We start from the raw sequence: 16,610 nt of genomic DNA on the forward strand, positions 1-16,610 counted from the left end.
CGAGACGAACGCTATTCCGCAGGCGCCGTTTGATCGAGCGCCTGCGGCTGACCGACGAGGCTCGCGTGGCGACGCCGCGTGAACCGGTAGGCTGCATAGGACACCACGGCCACGGCCGCCATGGCGGGAACAACGACGCCGATGCCGACCACCGGATCGCCGATCAGCGCAGCGACCGAGCCACCGAGCAAGCCGGATCCCATCTGGATAAACCCCATCATCGCAGAGGCGGAACCCGCGATCTGCGGGAACGGCACGAGCCCTGCCACCTGCATGTGCGGCATGACGAAGGCGATGCCGAATGCGGCGAGCCCAACCGGCACCATGACCGTGTAGAAGGACGGGCCCGCCATCAGCAGCAGGGCAATCAGGAGCAGCGCACCGCCGCTGATGAAGGCGAGGCCGGGCAGTACTAGTGCCTCAGCCTTTCGGGCCCGCATCAGGGAGCGCACGGTGAGCGAGCCCAGAAAGAACGAGCCCGACTGCATCAGCATGGACAGGCCGAACTGGGTCGGCGTCAGCCCCACCCTGTCGATCAGCACGAAGGGCAGGATCGTCGCCTGCGCATAGAGCGCGCCTACGGCAAAGCCGCAGGTCAAGCTCGCGAACAGGAATTCGGAGCTGCCGAGCACCGTGCGATAGGCGCGCAGCACCATGCCCGGCCGCGCCAGCGCCGTGCTCGGAATGACCGTTTCGCGCATGGCGAACCAGACGATGATGCCCGACACCACGCCGAAGCCAACCATGAGCACGAAGATCGCATGCCACCCGGCAATGCTGAGCGTCACGCCACCGATCGCCGGTGACAGCGCAGGCGCGATGGCGAGGATAATGCCGACCATGTTCATGATGCGCGCTGCCTGCTCGCCGGCAAACTGATCACGCACAATGGCGCGCGCGACAGTGACGCCGACGGCAGCGCCGATCCCCTGGATCAGCCGGGCGACGAGCAGCATTTCAACGCTTTGCGACAGGGCAGCGAGCACGCCACCGATCAGATAGACGAGAAGGAAGCCGAGCGTCGTCTTGCGCCGCCCGAAGGCGTCGGCAAGCGGCCCGGCGGCGAGTTGCGCCACCGCAAAGCCGGCAAAATAAACCGTCAGCGTGGACTTGATGGCCGCATTCGAGCTGTCGAAGGCCTGCACCAGTTCCGGCATCGCCGGGGTGTAGAGCGCCATCGACACGGGACCGATCGCCACGAGCAGCGCGGAAATCAGGCTCGTGCGGCGCTCCGACATGCGCCCCGGCTGAAGCAGCGGCCGGTTCGCGGGTTCGACGGCGTCGGTCATGCGGCTTGTCCGCTGGTTGAGCGATCACAGCCGAGCATGCTCTGAAGCGATCCTCTCATACTGCGCAGAACCGCTTCGAAAACGGCCTTGTCGGCAGGCGCCACCCCTTCCATAGCCGCGCCCAGCACCGAGCCGGCGACAGCGCGCGCCTCGTCGATTACCTGGTCGGCGGCATCCGTCGCATAGACAAGCCGTGCGCGGCGATCGCTGGGGTCCACCCGACGCTCCACCAGGCCACGTTGCTCCAGCCTGTCGACATAGCCGGAGACCGTCATGGGCTCGACGCCGAGGCGTTCCGCCAGCACCGTCTGACGGCCGCCGTTGAGCGCAGCGATGTGGATCAGCGCCCGGGCTTCTCCCGGCGTGATATCCGTGCCGTTGAGAACGATGCGTTTTTCGACCGCCGCCCTGAGAAGACGGCCGACATCGGTGATGACGAAGCCAAGGGAATCCGGATCGACCGTGCGCGACATGGGGTGTTCCTGCGATAAAAGTAAGCCTTACTTATTATCCCATAGGCGCTTTCGCAAGCCGCCTGCCGCTTGCTTCCGATCACATCATCATTACATCGCTGTTCAACGCATTCTCAAAGCTGGATACGCGCATGACCGCCGCTTCACCGATCGCCTTTGAACGCATTTCCGACTGGTCCGGATCCTACGGGCTCCCCAATTTTGCTGCGGTCGAGGACGATGACTTCCGCCCGGCCTTCGACGCGGCCCTTTCGGCGCATGACGCGGAAATCGAGGCCATCGCTCAGTCTGAGGCAGCGCCAACATTCGAAAACACGATCGAAGCCCTGGAACTGGCCGGCAAAGGCCTGTCGCGGGTTTCGGCGCTCTTCTTCAACCGCGCCGGCTCCCATACGAACCCGGCCATTCAGGAGCTCGAGCGCGAGATCGCGCCGCAACTGTCGCGGCATTATTCGCGCATCGCGATGAACAAGCCGCTGTTCCAGCGCATCGACACCCTTTTCCGGAGAGCATCGACGCTGGATCTCACCACCGAGCAGTTCCGCGTGCTGGAGCGAAGCTGGAAAGGCTTCGTGCGATCCGGCGCCAACCTTGCGGAAGAAGACCAGACCCGCCTCGCCGCGATCAATGAGCGCCTGGCGACCCTTGGTGCGCGTTTCGGGCAGAACGTGCTTGCCGACGAACAGTCCTGGCAGCTGCTTCTCGATGAAACCGATCTCGATGGCCTTCCGGATTTCGTGCGCGACGCCATGGCGTCGGCGGCGAGCGATCGGGGCGCCGATGGACGCTACGCCGTCACGCTGTCGCGCTCGATCATCGAGCCGTTCCTGACCTTCTCCGAGCGACGCGACCTTCGCGAAGCGGCATTCCGAGCCTGGACGGCGCGCGGCGAGAATGCCGGCGACACCGACAACCGTCCGCTGATTGCCGAAATCCTCAAGCTCCGCGCTGAAAAGGCAAAGCTGCTCGGCTACGAGAATTTCGCCGCCTACAAGCTTGAAGACACGATGGCGAAGACCCCCGATGCGGTAAACGCGTTGCTGCAGACCGTTTGGGAGCCGGCCGTTCGCCACGCGGCCGATGAGGAGGCAGCGCTTGCAGACATCGCCGCCGCCGAAGGCAACAACGAACCTATCGCACCCTGGGACTGGCGCCACTACGCCGAAAAGCTGAGGCGCCAACGCTTCGATTTCTCCGAAGAGGAGCTGAAGCCCTATTTCCAGCTCGATCGCATCGCCGAGGCCGCTTTCGATGTTGCAGGCCGGCTCTTCGGCCTCGACTTCGAGCTTCTGGATGGGGTGAAGGCCTACCACCCGGATGTCCGGACCTTTGCCGTCAAGAACCGCTCAGGCGAAACGATCGGCATCTTCCTGACTGACTATTTCGCGCGTTCCTCGAAACGTTCCGGCGCTTGGATGAGCGCCTTTGCCAGCCAGCACCGGCTGGATGGCGGGCAGCTTCCGCTCATCTACAACGTCATGAACTTCGCCAAGCCGCGCGAAGGGTCTCCTGCCCTTCTGTCGCTGGACGACGCACGCACGCTGTTCCACGAATTCGGCCACGCGCTTCATGGGCTCTTGTCCGACGTGACCTACCCTTCCGTGTCGGGAACTTCGGTCTCGCGCGATTTCGTCGAGCTGCCCTCGCAGCTTTACGAGCACTGGCTGACCGTGCCTGAGATCCTGCGCAAGCACGCCGTGCATTATCGAACGGGCGAGCCGATCCCGCAGCAGCTCCTGGACAAGGTCCTGGCCGCCGCCCGGTTCAATGCGGGCTTTGCGACGGTGGAATACACGGCCTCGGCGTTGATCGACATGGCCTACCACACGGCCGCGGACGTCGAAGACCCCGCCGCATTCGAAGCGGCAAACCTTGAGGCCATCGGCAAGCCGGCAGCCATCGAGATGCGCCACCGTAGCCCGCATTTTCTGCACATCTTCTCGGGCGACGGCTATTCCGCCGGCTATTACTCCTACATGTGGTCGGAAGTGCTCGATGCCGACGCCTTCTCGGCCTTCGCGGAAACCGGCGACGCCTTCGATGCCGCGATGGCGGAACGGCTGCGCACCCATGTCTATTCCGCCGGTGGCGCCGTGGACCCGGAAGAGACATACACAGCCTTCCGCGGCCGGCTTCCGACGCCGGAAGCCCTGCTCAAAAAGCGCGGCCTGGTTCAAGACGCCGCCTGATCTCGACCGGGGCAGCACGCTGATCGGCGCGCGCCCCTTTCGCATTTGCGAAAAACCATGTATGAGCGCGCCAAATGAAGGCTGGCGCTCATATCCATGCGCCCCACAATTCCGAGACATTCCCATGACCATGCGCAATATCGCGATCATCGCACACGTCGACCATGGCAAGACCACGCTCGTCGACGAGCTCCTCAAGCAATCCGGCTCCTTCCGTGAGAACCAGCGCACAGCAGAGCGCATGATGGATTCCAACGACCTGGAAAAGGAACGCGGCATCACGATCCTTGCCAAGGCGACGTCGATCGAGTGGAAGGGCCACCGCATCAACATCGTCGACACGCCGGGTCACGCCGACTTCGGCGGTGAGGTCGAGCGCATTCTCTCGATGGTCGACGGCGCGATCGTTCTGGTCGATGCCGCCGAAGGCCCGATGCCGCAGACGAAATTCGTGGTCGGCAAGGCGCTCAAGGTCGGTCTCCGCCCGATCGTGGCGATCAACAAGATCGATCGTCCCGATGGTCGCGCAGAAGAAGTCGTCAACGAGGTGTTTGACCTCTTCGCCGCGCTCGACGCCAATGACGAGCAGCTGGACTTCCCCATTCTCTACGGCTCCGGCCGCGCCGGCTGGATGAACACCGCGCCGGAAGGTCCGTCGGACCAGGGTCTTGCACCGCTTCTCGACCTCGTCATGGAGCACGTGCCCGAGCCGAAAGTCGGCGAAGGTCCGTTCCGCATGATCGGCACGCTGCTCGAAGCCAACCCGTTCCTCGGCCGCATCATCACCGGCCGCATCCATTCCGGCTCCATCAAGCCGAACCAGGCCGTGAAGGTACTGGCTGCCGACGGCAAGACGGTCGAGACCGGCCGTATTTCCAAGATCCTCGCGTTCCGCGGTATCGAGCGCCAGCCGATCGAAGAAGCCAAGGCGGGCGACATCGTCGCCATCGCCGGCCTGTCGAAGGGCACGGTCGCCGATACGTTCTGCGACCCGGCCGTCAACGAGCCGCTGCAGGCGCAGCCGATCGATCCGCCGACCGTCACCATGTCCTTCATCGTCAATGACAGCCCGCTTGCCGGCACCGAAGGCGACAAGGTTACGAGCCGCGTCATCCGCGATCGCCTGTTCAAGGAAGCCGAAGGCAACGTCGCGCTGAAGATCGAGGAAGCCGAAGGCAAGGACTCGTTCTACGTCTCCGGCCGTGGCGAATTGCAGCTCGCCGTCCTCATCGAGACCATGCGCCGCGAAGGCTTCGAGCTTGCCGTATCCCGTCCGCGCGTCGTCATGCAGAAGGGCGAGAACGGCCAGATGCTCGAGCCGGTCGAAGAAGTCGTCATCGACGTCGATGAAGAACATTCGGGCGTCGTCGTGCAGAAGATGTCGGAGCGCAAGGCCGACATGGTCGAGCTGCGTCCGTCTGGCGGCAACCGCGTGCGTCTCGTGTTCCACGCACCGACGCGCGGCCTGATCGGCTACCAGTCGGAGCTTCTGACGGACACGCGGGGCACGGCCATCATGAACCGGCTGTTCCACTCCTACCAGCCTTACAAGGGCGAGATCGCCGGCCGCGTCCAGGGCGTGCTGCTCGCCAACGAAGCGGGCGAGTCCGTCGCTTACGCCATGTTCAACCTGGAAGACCGCGGCCCGATGATCATCGATGCCGGCGAGAAGGTCTATGCCGGCATGATCATCGGCATTCACACCCGCGACAACGACCTCGAAGTGAACGTGCTGAAGGGCAAGAAGCTCACCAACATGCGCGCCTCGGGCAAGGACGAAGCCGTGAAGCTCACCCCGCCGATCAAGATGACGCTCGACCGTGCACTCTCCTGGATCCAGGACGACGAACTCGTCGAAGTCACGCCGAAGTCGATCCGCCTGCGCAAGATGTATCTCGATTCCAACGAGCGCAAGCGCTTCGAGAAGTCGCGTTCGGCCGCCGCTGGCGCCGCGTAACTCAGCACAAATTGACTGCGAATCAGGGCGGGGATGCGAGCGATCGCATCCCCGCCCTTTTTGTTTCTGGCTGCGCGCTGTGCCGTTTCGGAGCGACTGCCAGCACCAAAACCGGACACCCGTGTCTCTTGCCGAAAACGTTAATGAAGCGTTAAACTTGTTTCGGGTCGTCGGACCAAATGAGCTGTGGGCGATGCCCCGTCTGCTCCCCGAGGCGCTTCGTCGGCGGAATCCGAAGCGATAGGATTCGTGCCATGAAGACGCTTTCCATCGATGTCCGTCCTGCAACACCCGACGACGCCCAGGCGATTGCCGAAACGCACCGCTCCGCATGGGCGCATGCCTATTCCGGACTGATCCCCTTCAAGACGCTGCGGGCCATGATGGAGCGCCGCAACGTGAAATGGTGGACGCGCGCGATCAATGGCTCGACCAGCATTCTCGTGCTCGATGTCGGCGGCACGGTCGCGGGCTATGCAACGCTTGGCCTCAACCGAGCGCCTGCCCTGCCGCAGGAAGGCGAGATCTACGAGCTTTACCTTCGCCCGGAATATCAGGGCATCGGGCTCGGCAAGCGGCTTTTTACCGAAGCACGACGGCTTCTGTCGTCGCTCGGCTGCCGCGGCGTCGTCGTCTGGACGCTCGAAGACAATGATCGCGCCGTGCAGTTCTACCGCCAAAGCGGCGGGCGCGACGTGGCCGAAGGCACCGAAACCTTCGACGGCAAGCGCCTCGGCAAGATCGCTTTCATCTGGCCGTAGCCATTACCGCCTGATTGAAAGTCGGCCCACACAGCATGTTCAGCGCATCGGACAGCGCACCCTTGAGCCGAGCAGAGGCGCGCTCGGGTGCCACAGTTGCTTTGGCGCGTGATTGCCGGTATTTCCCCGGCAAAGCCTGCCTCCAACAAGAGAGTTCACATGCGCATCGACGCCATCGCCATCGGCAACAATCCGCCTGAAGACATCAACGTCATCATCGAAGTTCCCGTTGGCGGGCAGCCGATCAAGTACGAGATGGACAAGGAATCCGGTACGCTGGTCGTGGACCGCTTCCTGCACACGCCGATGACCTATCCGGGCAATTACGGCTTCGTGCCGCATACGCTTTCGGAAGACGGAGACCCGATCGACGTGCTCGTCTGCAACACGCGCCCTTTAATCCCCGGCTGCGTCATCAATGTGCGCCCGATCGGCGTGCTCTTGATGGAAGACAATTCCGGCAAGGATGAAAAGATCATTGCCGTTCCGGTCTCGGCGCTCACCAAGCGCTACGAGAAGGTGTTGAACCACACCGACCTGCCGGAAATCACGCTGCAGCAGATCCAGCACTTCTTCGAGCACTACAAGGATCTGGAACCCGGCAAGTGGGTTCGCGTGGAAGATTGGCAGGGCGCCGATGCCGCCCGCCGCTTCATCACCGAAGCTATCGAGCGCGGCCGGAAGTAAGTTTCGCCTCGTCCAGTCTGTGATCACGAAAAGGGCCGCTGCATCTAAGGATGCAGCGGCCCTTTTCCGTATCTCTCAGCCACCGGCCAAGGCCGGTACGGCACGCCGTTTAGACGAGCGCGGGCGCGATCGTGTTCCACATGAAGGAACGGATGAAGAAGATGATGAGCAGAAGCACGATCGGCGAAATGTCGAGGCCGCCGAGATCAGGCAGGATGCGCCGCAGCGGCCGAAGCGCCGGCTCGGTCGCCTTGTAGAGAAACTCCGCCACCATCGCGACGAAGCGGTTGTTGGAATTGACCACGTTGAACGCATAGAGCCACGAGAAGATGGCGCTGCCGATGATGATCCAGGTGTAGATGCTCAAAGCCAGATCGATGGTCTGGAAGACGGCTATCATTCTCACTCTCCGTTGCGGGCTGGCCGAGATGTAGCCACTCCGAACTTGCCCGGCAAGTGCGCTGCTGCCGCACCGATAGGCGCTTAAGCCTGGCGCGCCGCCATGACGCCCATTTCGCGATCGAGCCGGCGCATGAAGATCATCGACAGGAACTCGGCGAGCCATGCACGCAGGGGCCCGTCATGGATCATGCGTCCGTGCAGGTGATCCCGACCCTGCTGTGCGCCTGGCAGGTCGAAGCGATGCGCCCCGTGCACCACCCAGCGATGCATCATGGCCTGGGTCAGTTCGCCGTGGAACTGGACGCCCCAGGCATTCTCCCCGAAGCGGAAGGCCTGGTTCTCGTAGTCGTCGGCTGTTGCCAGCAGCGTCGCGTCACGCGGCAGCTCGAAGCCTTCCCTGTGGAAGTGATAGACCATCGACGGCCAGTTCATCAGCGCCGCCCCTTCCGGCGTCGGCCGCAGCGGATACCAGCCAATTTCCGTCAGCCCGTCGGGATGTGCCTCGACCTTGCCGCCTAGATGACGAACGAGAAGCTGCGCCCCGAGGCAAATGCCGAGATAGGGCTTGTTTTCCAACAGCGGAACCTTCAGCCACTCGATCTCGCGCCGAATGCCCTCATCTTCGTCATTGGCGCTCATCGGGCCACCGAAGACGATCGCGCCGACATGGCGCTCAAGCGTATCGGGAAGCGGGTCGCCTAGAACCGGTCGGCGGATATCCAGCGCGAATCCGGCTTGTTCCAGCATCAGACCGACCCGCCCGGGGCTCGACCGTTCTTGATGCAGCACGACGAGGATGCGCGGTGCGGGATCGAGGTCCCGCGATCCAAAACCCTGTCGTCCAGACATGAAGTTCATCAGTCCTGCTCGCCTTCCACGCGTTGTCTGGCCCACACACGCTGTCTGGTGGAAACGCCGAGGAGTTCGGCGATGCGCCAGACGACATTCTCCTCCAGTTCATGGCGCTCGCCATCGGCGTACACCACCTCCCAGAGAAGCTCGATGAAATTGACCCGCTGCTCTTCGTCCAGCGACCGCTTGAGCACGCTGGTGAACGCATAGAGGTCGACAGCCTCGTCGTCAGCCTTTTGGCCGGCCTTCAGCACGGCATCCAGTTCGCTGCCCTTGAGATCGTAGGCGGCGGCAACGACATCGCGAAGCTTCTTGCGCTCGCTCGGGCGCACGTCCCCATCCGCGTCGACCACGTGAAAAAACAACGCCGCCGCTGCCACGCGAGGATCGTCCCGCGTCAGCTGGCGCGAGGCACGCTCACTGTGGGTGACGGATTGAAACAGCTTTTGGAGACGCTCGAGCATAACCCCAATAACTACAGATCGGCGTGAGTCGCGCAATGCGCTGACTGTTGCAGGCGCGTCACAGTGACACGCCTGTTTGATCCGGGCAGAACGCGCTGGCCCTAGAACAGGCGGAAGCGCGAAGACTGAGACTTGCTGCGCTCCTCGGAAGCCTCGCCTTCGCGAACCCCCGGGTCGTCGATGCGCTGGGTCAGAAAGCGCTCTTCCCGCTCCTTTTCCAACTTGGCAGCATCCGTCGTCTCGACCACACGAGGGCGCGGTGGCGCGGGTGGCCGTGACGTCGTCGGCTCAGCCGTTCCGTGGGTCGTGGCTGCGCTCTCAACGATGACGGGTCTCGACGTCGCCTGTGACGCCGATGCCGCTGTCTGTGCTTTGTCGGCGGGTGCAGAAGAATCAGACGAGGCCTCGCCACGCGACGCAGACTTTGCCTCCGACAATTTCTCAGCCGGCTCTCCAATGGCGCGACCGGTCGGCTCGCTCACCACCGGCTTGCGGCGGAACCACGGGGTCGATGCCGATGGCTTCTGATCGGCGGTTGGCGTTGGCGTTGATGCTTCGGCTACGGGCGCGGCGGCAACGATATCGTCACGCTTGTTTGGCGTGTCCTTGGTCGACTGCAGCGGGATGATCACGGCGCCACTGTCGGCCGGGTTCTTCTCAGGGGACGCGGGTTTAGGAGCGACGGCCTCGGACAACCCGCCCATCGCAGTTTCGTCGGCGACACGCTGCTCCGACGGCTTTGCGGCCTCCACCTTGCTGGGCGCGGGTGCAGGCGCCGCTTCGGCTGCGCCAGCCTCTGCGGGCTTCTGTTCTGCCGTCGCGCGTGATGGCTGAACGGGTGCACTCGGCTCTGACTGGGCAACCGGCGGAACGGTCTGCAGAGCGAGCTCGGCATCCTTCACCGAATATGTCTGAGCCTCGAGCTCAGGCCCCGACAGCTGCTCGACCGGAACCTTCCAGACGAATGCATCCAACTTGCCGGTAACTGGTGACAGCGGAGCCCACTGCTCGGAAACATAGCCGTCTGCAGTCCAGGACGGATCTCGCGGAGCGCGCAGTGCCTGCGCCATCCAGTGGCGGACGCGGCCCTGATCGCCGGTGTCGGCTTCTTCGATATCGGCAAGAAGGAGGTAAAGCCCCTCGCGCGGCGAGATACGCAGCGCAGCCTCTGCGCGCTGACGCGCCAGCGTATGGTCATGCGCATCGAGCGCCGCGCGTCCGACGAGCGTCAGCGATTCCAGATGATTGGGCTTCAACGCTTCGAGCTTGCGCGCCCGCTTCAGCCGATCCTGAACGGAATCACCGACGCGCGCACGCACATAGGTCGCGCCGACTTCCGGATGCGGGCTGTGCTTCCAGGACTTTTCCAGGATGCGTGAGCCGCGCCGCAGATCGTTCTGACGGAAGAGTGCCTTGGCCGCGACGACAGCGGCAGGCACCAGTGTTGGCGCCAAACGCAACGCTTCCTGGGCATCCGAAGCCGCCCGCCGCGGATCGGATTCCAGCACACTCATGGCCCGGGCCGTCAGCAGGACCGCGCGCTTGCGGTCCGCTTCGCTCCGCTCGATCGTGCGTGCCTGCCGCTGCTTGTCGAGCAGACGGATGGCGTCGTCCCACTGTCCGTCCTTGGTACGATATTCCAGCGCTGCCTGGCCGGCCCAGGAGAGCTGCGGGTCCTTCTCCACCGCACGCTCGGCGAATTGCTGAGCGGCTTCGGATGCACCAAGACGTCGAGCCTCCAGATAAAGCCCACGCAGACCGAGCGCCCGGGTCTCGGGCTTTTCCGACATCGCTTCGAATTTCGCCCGCGCATCGTCATGGCGACCTTCGATCATGTAGGTCTGCGCTTCGAGAACGTGGATCAACGGCTCCTTGTCGGCGTCGATCAGCGTGCGGGTACGGCGACTCATCTTCTTGGCGAGCGCGGCATCACCGGCGCCAGCTGCGATGAGACCGCGCGACAGGGCATTGTAGCCCTTGTCGCGACGACGGTTCTGCAAATAGCGGCTGACGCGATGCGGCGAAGAAAACAGAGTACGCACGAGCCACAGCAGGAAGACGATTGCTGCCAGCGCCAGGAAGAAGCCGGTGATCCCGGCGATCAGCGACATTTCCACGCGCTGGCCCTGCCAGATCAAGATCATCTCGCCTGGGCGATCCGCAAGCCAGGCGAAACACAGGCCAAGCGCCAAGATGACAGCGACGAAGAACAAGATGCGGATCATGGACGGCTCCCGACGTTTGTTTTTGGCACGCGCTTAGTTGGTTTCGGCAGAGATCGCTTCCGAAGCCGAGGTCAACGCGGCATCGGTGATCTGATCGGCTTCCGCACGACCGCGCAGTTGTTCGGCATAATCCTGCGAAACCGCCTTCGCGGCTTCTGGTAGTGCTTCCCATTCGGTCAGAGCCGCAGCGAGATCACCCTCGCCGATGCGTGCTTCCATGCGCGCGATCCGTGCCACCGGCGTTCCACCTTCGACATTGCCGGTGGGACGAACGGTGACGACGGAAAGAGCGCTCGACATCAGGCGATCGAGAACGCCGGCATCCTGCGAGCCGACATTGATCGCGAGCAGCATTTCACGCGCCACGTCCGGAAATTGCTCAGCGAGCGCGGTGCGCGTCGGCAGACCCGTTTCCGCGAAAGGCCTCAGGCTCTCTGCCGCCTGATTGTCCGGCGCGATATTGGCAAAGGCGTCGAGTTCAGCGGAGAAGGCGCCGCCGCGGTCGATCGCGCTCTTCAGCGATGCCGCGGCAAATGCCAGCGCCGCGCGCTCTTCGGCAGACGTGTCGGCGACCTCGGCTTCGATCGCTTCAAGGCGGCTTGCGACCTCGCTTGCCAGGCTTTCCCGGGCTTCCTGCTCAGAAGCCAAGGCTGTCCGCAACTCATCGAGCGCAGCGGCATTGGCTGCCGCGGCGTCGTTGGAGGTGTTTTCGGTGGCAGCAGTCTCGATAGCGGCGATCCGCTCGCCCAGCGCGGTGAGTTCATCGCGCAGCGCGGTGTCGTCGACCGGCTCGCCGGTGCCTGCAGCTTCCGTCAAGGCGGCAACGCCATCACGCAATTCCGCAATCTGTGCCTCAAGCGAAGCGACGGTCTCCGCCTGACCGGTGTCGGCGCCATCACTCGGCGACAGCAGCTGATAGGCGCCGAGGCCGGCTAGCACTACGAGACCACCGACGACGGCCGCGATACCGTGACCCATCGCCCCGCCACCCGACTTGCGCTCTGCAGCCGCGGCTGGAGCCGTCGAAGCACTCGATCGCGTCGTTGTCGATGCGTGTGATGAAGTGGACGACGCAGGCTTGGTCGATGCAGCAGCGCCCGACGCCGCAGCCATCGTGGCAGCTGCAGAAGAGGAGCCCGTTGAAGCCGGAATTGCCGAGCGCGCGGTCGTCCCCGATTGCGACCGCTTGAGATCGACTGCCTTGACGTGTTCGGCCGAGCGCAGAGTTGCGGTCGGGGCGGTCGCTTGCGCGACTGCCGGTGACGTGTCGGCACCGGCAACTCGGTCGGCAGATTTGGCAGAACGGCGGCGCTGCACGGGCTTGGCCATGGGCAATCCTCATCGGTCACTAAAATAAGGGGCCGATCATAGAACGGACAAGGGGGAGACTGAAATGCATAAACGGCATTTATCTGCGTTGGTTCCGAACGAGACCCAGCGCAGCGACCATTCCATCTTCGTTCGGAGCCGCGGCCACCACGCATGTCTTGCGCCAATATTCCGGTAATGCAGCCGCGACGTTTTCGCTCATGCACACCGCAATGATCGCGGTCTTATGATGCACGTTTTTGGCAAGCGCACGCGCTGCTCCCGCCGAATAAAGCATGACCGCCGGATTGCCTGCGAATGCAGCGGAGATCGCGTCGGCGCCATGGTCGATCGGAACGACGTCGTAGACTTCCACGACATCGATCACACGACCCGCCTCTTTCAGAATATCCTCGAAACCAGCGGTGCGTTCCCGGCCGGCCAGATAGAGAAGCTTGAGGTCAGCCGCTTCCGCTTCGATGATCGCATGCGCAAGCCCCTGGCCTTCGCCCGGTCCTTGTCGCACATCCAAGAACCCGGCCTTTCGAGCCCGCTTTGCCGTGGCCGGCCCGACGGTCCAGATGCGCAGGGAACGGTCGAGGGCCTCGCTCGCAGCATCGAGTGCCGCGGCGCTGGTTGCCACATAGAAGTCGGATTGCATTCCCAGCGCGGCCTTCACGCCATCGACGAGCGTGACAGCACGCGTCAGCGGCAATGCGACCGCATCGTAACCCTCCGCGTCGAGCCGCGTCATTGTGCGTGACAGTCCGGGCTCAGGACGGGTGACGATGACGCGCAAGGCTTCAGGTCCAGTCGGCGAAGAAATCCGCTCCGGCGCGCTCGCGCACGGTGCGCCCGGCTTCCGTACCCAACTCCACCGCATTGACAGGATCGCCTTCGGCGCCGATTTCGTGTGCCTCGCTTCCATCGGGCTTCAGGATCATGCCTGAAAACGTCAACGTTCCATCGACGAGCTGCGCCAGCCCGGCAATCGGCGTGCGGCAGGAACCGTCGAGTTCCTGGAGGAAGGCCCGCTCGCAGAGAAGTGCTGCATGCGTCGCCGCGTGGTTGACCGGCTCCACCAGCTGCGCGACTTCGCCGTCGCCGATCCGGCTTTCAACGCAGATCGCGCCCTGGCCCGGCGCAGGCGGAAAGCTTTCTACATCAAGAAGATGCGTGACGACCTCCTCCATGCCGAGCCGCTTGAGACCGGCGAATGCGAGCAACGTCGCATCCACCTGCCCTTCGGCCAATTTGCGCAACCGGGTCTCCACGAGACCACGATAGGTGATCACGTTGAGGTCGGGCCGCAGCCGGCGGATGAGTGCCTGGCGCCTGAGCGACGACGATCCGACGATCGCGCCTTCCGGCAACGCCTCGATAGAAGGTGCCGTTCGGCCGATCACGGCGTCGCGCACATCCTCGCGCTCAAGAAACGCCGAGAGATAAAGCCCATCCGGCAGCTTCGTCGCCATGTCTTTGGAGGAGTGCACGGCGAGATCGAGCCTGCCGTCGGAGAGCTGCTCTTCGAGCTCCAGCGTGAAGAGGCCCTTGCCGCCGATTTCCGACAGCGGTCGATCGGTGATGCGGTCGCCCTTCGTCGACAGAACGACGATCTCGAAACAGTCTTCGTCAAGCCCATGTGCCGCCATCAGGCGACCCTTGAGTTCATGGGCCTGTTTGAGTGCGAGCGGGCCGCCACGCGTACCGATGCGGTATTGTCTCTTTCGCATGCCTCTCCGTCCATGTTACCGCACGACAGGTAAACGGGATTGCGAGCCCCTGCAATCGCCAGGCCCCCCGCAATCGTCAGGTCACGGTCGACGAAGCCCCACCATGCCAAATTCCATACTTGTCCTCGGCATCGAAACGAGCTGCGACGAAACTGCGGCCTCACTCGTGCGCCGCAATCCTGACGGGTCGGGCAACATCCTCTCGAACGTCGTCCTGAGCCAGCTCGACGAGCACGCGCCTTTCGGCGGAGTCGTACCGGAAATCGCGGCACGCGCCCATGTCGAGGCACTGGACGGCATAATTTCGCAAGCGCTTGCCCGCGCCGAGACGACGCTCGATGACGTCGACGCAATCGCAGCCACCAGCGGTCCGGGTCTGATCGGCGGATTGATCGTTGGGCTGATGACCGGCAAGGCGATCGCCGCGGCAACAGGCAAGCCGCTCTATGCCGTCAATCATCTCGAAGGCCACGCGCTCACGGCGCGCCTCACCGACGGGATCCGGGACCCTTACCTGCTGCTGCTCGTTTCCGGCGGGCACACGCAGCTTCTCGTCGTTGCCGGGGTCGGGGACTACCGCCGGCTGGCGACCACGATCGACGATGCGCTCGGCGAAGCCTTCGACAAGACGGCGAAACTCCTTGGCCTGCCCTATCCCGGCGGGCCGGAAGTGGAACGGCGCGCAGCAAGCGGCGATCCCCTCCGTTTCGATCTGCCCCGGCCGATGCACGGCGAAGAGCGCCTCGATTTCTCCTTTTCCGGCCTGAAGACCGCCGTGCGCCAGCAGGCCGCCAAACATGCTCCGCTTTCGGAAGAAGACGTCGCCGATCTTTGCGCCTCGTTTCAAAAGGCCGTGACGGACACGCTGGAGGAACGCCTTTCGCGCGGCCTCACCCGGTTCCGTGCGGATTTCCCCGAGATCGATACACCCGCGCTGGTGGTTGCCGGTGGCGTTGCGGCGAACCGCGCCATCCGAACCGCGCTCGCTTCGCTGACCAATCGCCATGGATTTCGCCTGATCGCGGCGCCGATCGAGCTTTGCACCGACAATGCGGCAATGATTGCCTGGGCCGGCGCCGAGCGGATGGCGCTGGGCTTGCTGGCAGATACGGCCGACGTCGCACCGCGTTCGCGCTGGCCGCTCGATGAGAGTGCCGAAGTCCGCATCGGCTCCGGTCGCCGCGGGGCAAAGGCGTGAGCGCGCCGGATCTCGCCATCGTCGGTGCCGGCGCTTTCGGAACGGCGCTCGCCTGCACGCTGGCGCGCAGCCGCTTCGAACCCCTCGTGCTGTATGCGCGCAATGCCGCGCAGGTCACGGACATGCGCGACACGCGAGTGAACGCCCGATTTCTGCCGGGCGTAATCCTTTCGGAGCGCATCGAGTTGCGCAATGACCTCACCGCACTCGGCCACGCCAGCCGCATCCTCGTTGCGGTGCCGGCCCAGGCGCAGGGCGAGATGATCCGAACCCTGCGCCCGCATGTCGGGTCGGAGTGCGAGCTCGTCATCTGCGCCAAGGGCATCGAGCGCGCATCGCATCGTTTCCTTTCAGAAGTGGCTGCCGAAGCTGCGCCTGGTCTGCCGATCTCGGTTCTCTCCGGCCCAGGCTTTGCGGCCGACATGGCAAATGGCCTGCCAACGGCCATGACTTTGGCTTCCAGCGATCGCGCAAGGGCAGAGGCGACGGCCGCCGCGCTTTCCGGCGACACTTTCAGGCTCTATGCGAGCGGCGATGTCGCCGGCGTCGAGATCGGCGGCGCGCTGAAGAACGTGCTTGCCATTGCAGCCGGCATTGTCGATGGCGCCGCACTCGGCCAGTCCGCCCGCGCCGCGCTGATTGCGCGTGGCCTTGCTGAAATGACGCGGTTCGCTGCGGCCTTCGGCGGAAAGGCGGAAACGATCGCGGGTCTGTCCGGCCTCGGTGACCTGGTGCTGACCGCCACCAGCGACCAGTCGCGCAATTTTCGCTTCGGGCGCGCCATCGGCCAAGGGGTGCCTCCCAAGGAGCTCTCGAAACCAGGCCAGCCCCTCACCGAGGGCGCATTCACGGCCGCAGTCGCCTGCGATCTCGCGCGCCGGGCCGGCATAGAACTGCCGATTGCAACGGCGGTGTCTGACGTGATCGAGGGACGGTTGACCGTCGGACAGGCAATGGAAGACTTGATGCGTCGCCCGCTTCGCAACGAGGACGCGACCTTCGACCAAGGCCCCAAGACTTGACGGATCGATCGCCTCGGGCGAATGAGCCCGACACTCAAGCCCGATCGTCA

The 16,610-nt window shown here is 63.9% G+C and carries 15 protein-coding genes; 6 read left to right on the forward strand and 9 right to left on the reverse strand.

Annotated elements, in window-relative coordinates; translation table 11 throughout:
• Nucleotides 1-11: 11 nt before the first annotated feature.
• Together QQL76_RS15900 and QQL76_RS15905 are read right to left on the reverse strand one after the other, a co-directional pair.
• A complete protein-coding gene (locus QQL76_RS15900) occupies nt 12-1,289 on the reverse strand; it encodes a multidrug effflux MFS transporter (protein ID WP_499208483.1) in 1,278 nt (425 codons plus the stop codon).
• Nucleotides 1,286-1,762, reverse strand: coding sequence for a MarR family winged helix-turn-helix transcriptional regulator (locus QQL76_RS15905; RefSeq protein WP_499208484.1), 477 nt, complete (start codon nt 1,760-1,762; stop codon nt 1,286-1,288). Before QQL76_RS15905 ends, QQL76_RS15900 begins: the two co-directional genes overlap by 4 nt.
• A 131-nt stretch (nt 1,763-1,893) precedes the next feature.
• Between QQL76_RS15905 and QQL76_RS15910 the strand changes: the two genes are divergently transcribed.
• From QQL76_RS15910 to ppa, 4 genes are all read left to right on the forward strand, one after another.
• Nucleotides 1,894-3,951 carry a M3 family metallopeptidase gene (locus QQL76_RS15910; protein WP_499208485.1) on the forward strand — a complete coding sequence of 686 codons (2,058 nt, stop codon included), beginning with the start codon at nt 1,894-1,896 and terminating at the stop codon, nt 3,949-3,951.
• Nucleotides 3,952-4,075: 124 nt separating this feature from the next.
• On the forward strand, nt 4,076-5,908 hold the full coding sequence (gene typA, locus QQL76_RS15915) for a GTP-binding protein TypA/BipA (RefSeq protein WP_499208486.1): 1,833 nt from the start codon (nt 4,076-4,078) through the stop codon (nt 5,906-5,908).
• 254 nt (nt 5,909-6,162) lie between these two features.
• Nucleotides 6,163-6,669 carry a GNAT family N-acetyltransferase gene (locus QQL76_RS15920; protein WP_126007516.1) on the forward strand — a complete coding sequence of 169 codons (507 nt, stop codon included), beginning with the start codon at nt 6,163-6,165 and terminating at the stop codon, nt 6,667-6,669.
• Between the two features lie 159 nt (nt 6,670-6,828).
• Complete coding sequence (gene ppa, locus QQL76_RS15925) at nt 6,829-7,356, forward strand: inorganic diphosphatase (RefSeq protein ID WP_126007514.1); 528 nt, start codon at nt 6,829-6,831, stop codon at nt 7,354-7,356.
• A 109-nt stretch (nt 7,357-7,465) separates the two neighbouring features.
• Here the strand turns inward: ppa and QQL76_RS15930 are convergent, their stop codons facing one another.
• The 7 genes from QQL76_RS15930 to hemC all read right to left on the reverse strand — a co-directional run bounded on the left by QQL76_RS15930 (nt 7,466) and on the right by hemC (nt 14,340).
• A complete protein-coding gene (locus tag QQL76_RS15930; protein ID WP_126007512.1) occupies nt 7,466-7,756 on the reverse strand; it encodes a YggT family protein in 291 nt (96 codons plus the stop codon).
• An 83-nt stretch (nt 7,757-7,839) separates the two neighbouring features.
• Nucleotides 7,840-8,607 (reverse strand): glutamine amidotransferase, encoded by a 768-nt coding sequence (locus QQL76_RS15935; RefSeq protein ID WP_499208953.1) that lies wholly within the window; start codon nt 8,605-8,607, stop codon nt 7,840-7,842.
• An 8-nt stretch (nt 8,608-8,615) separates the two neighbouring features.
• Complete coding sequence (locus QQL76_RS15940) at nt 8,616-9,074, reverse strand: tellurite resistance TerB family protein (RefSeq protein WP_499208487.1); 459 nt, start codon at nt 9,072-9,074, stop codon at nt 8,616-8,618.
• Nucleotides 9,075-9,175: 101 nt separating this feature from the next.
• The gene (locus QQL76_RS15945) at nt 9,176-11,299 is read right to left on the reverse strand and encodes a heme biosynthesis protein HemY (protein WP_499208488.1); all 2,124 of its coding nucleotides are present in this window, start codon (nt 11,297-11,299) and stop codon (nt 9,176-9,178) included.
• Nucleotides 11,300-11,332: 33 nt separating this feature from the next.
• Nucleotides 11,333-12,628, reverse strand: a complete 1,296-nt coding sequence (locus tag QQL76_RS15950; protein WP_499208489.1) for a COG4223 family protein — start codon at nt 12,626-12,628, stop codon at nt 11,333-11,335.
• Between the two features lie 79 nt (nt 12,629-12,707).
• A complete protein-coding gene (locus tag QQL76_RS15955; protein WP_499208490.1) occupies nt 12,708-13,406 on the reverse strand; it encodes a uroporphyrinogen-III synthase in 699 nt (232 codons plus the stop codon).
• Nucleotides 13,407-13,410: 4 nt separating this feature from the next.
• Nucleotides 13,411-14,340 carry a hydroxymethylbilane synthase gene (gene hemC / locus QQL76_RS15960; protein WP_499208491.1) on the reverse strand — a complete coding sequence of 310 codons (930 nt, stop codon included), beginning with the start codon at nt 14,338-14,340 and terminating at the stop codon, nt 13,411-13,413.
• A gap of 103 nt (nt 14,341-14,443) precedes the next feature.
• Here hemC and tsaD point away from each other — a divergent pair, with 103 nt between their 5' ends.
• Nucleotides 14,444-15,538 carry a tRNA (adenosine(37)-N6)-threonylcarbamoyltransferase complex transferase subunit TsaD gene (gene tsaD, locus QQL76_RS15965; protein WP_499208492.1) on the forward strand — a complete coding sequence of 365 codons (1,095 nt, stop codon included), beginning with the start codon at nt 14,444-14,446 and terminating at the stop codon, nt 15,536-15,538.
• Nucleotides 15,535-16,560, forward strand: a complete 1,026-nt coding sequence (locus tag QQL76_RS15970; RefSeq protein WP_499208493.1) for an NAD(P)H-dependent glycerol-3-phosphate dehydrogenase — start codon at nt 15,535-15,537, stop codon at nt 16,558-16,560. The genes tsaD and QQL76_RS15970 overlap by 4 nt, the downstream gene beginning before the upstream one ends.
• Nucleotides 16,561-16,610 lie beyond the last annotated feature (50 nt).

Source organism: Rhizobium albus (assembly GCA_030160035.1).
Classification (GTDB): domain Bacteria; phylum Pseudomonadota; class Alphaproteobacteria; order Rhizobiales; family Rhizobiaceae; genus Georhizobium; species Georhizobium albus.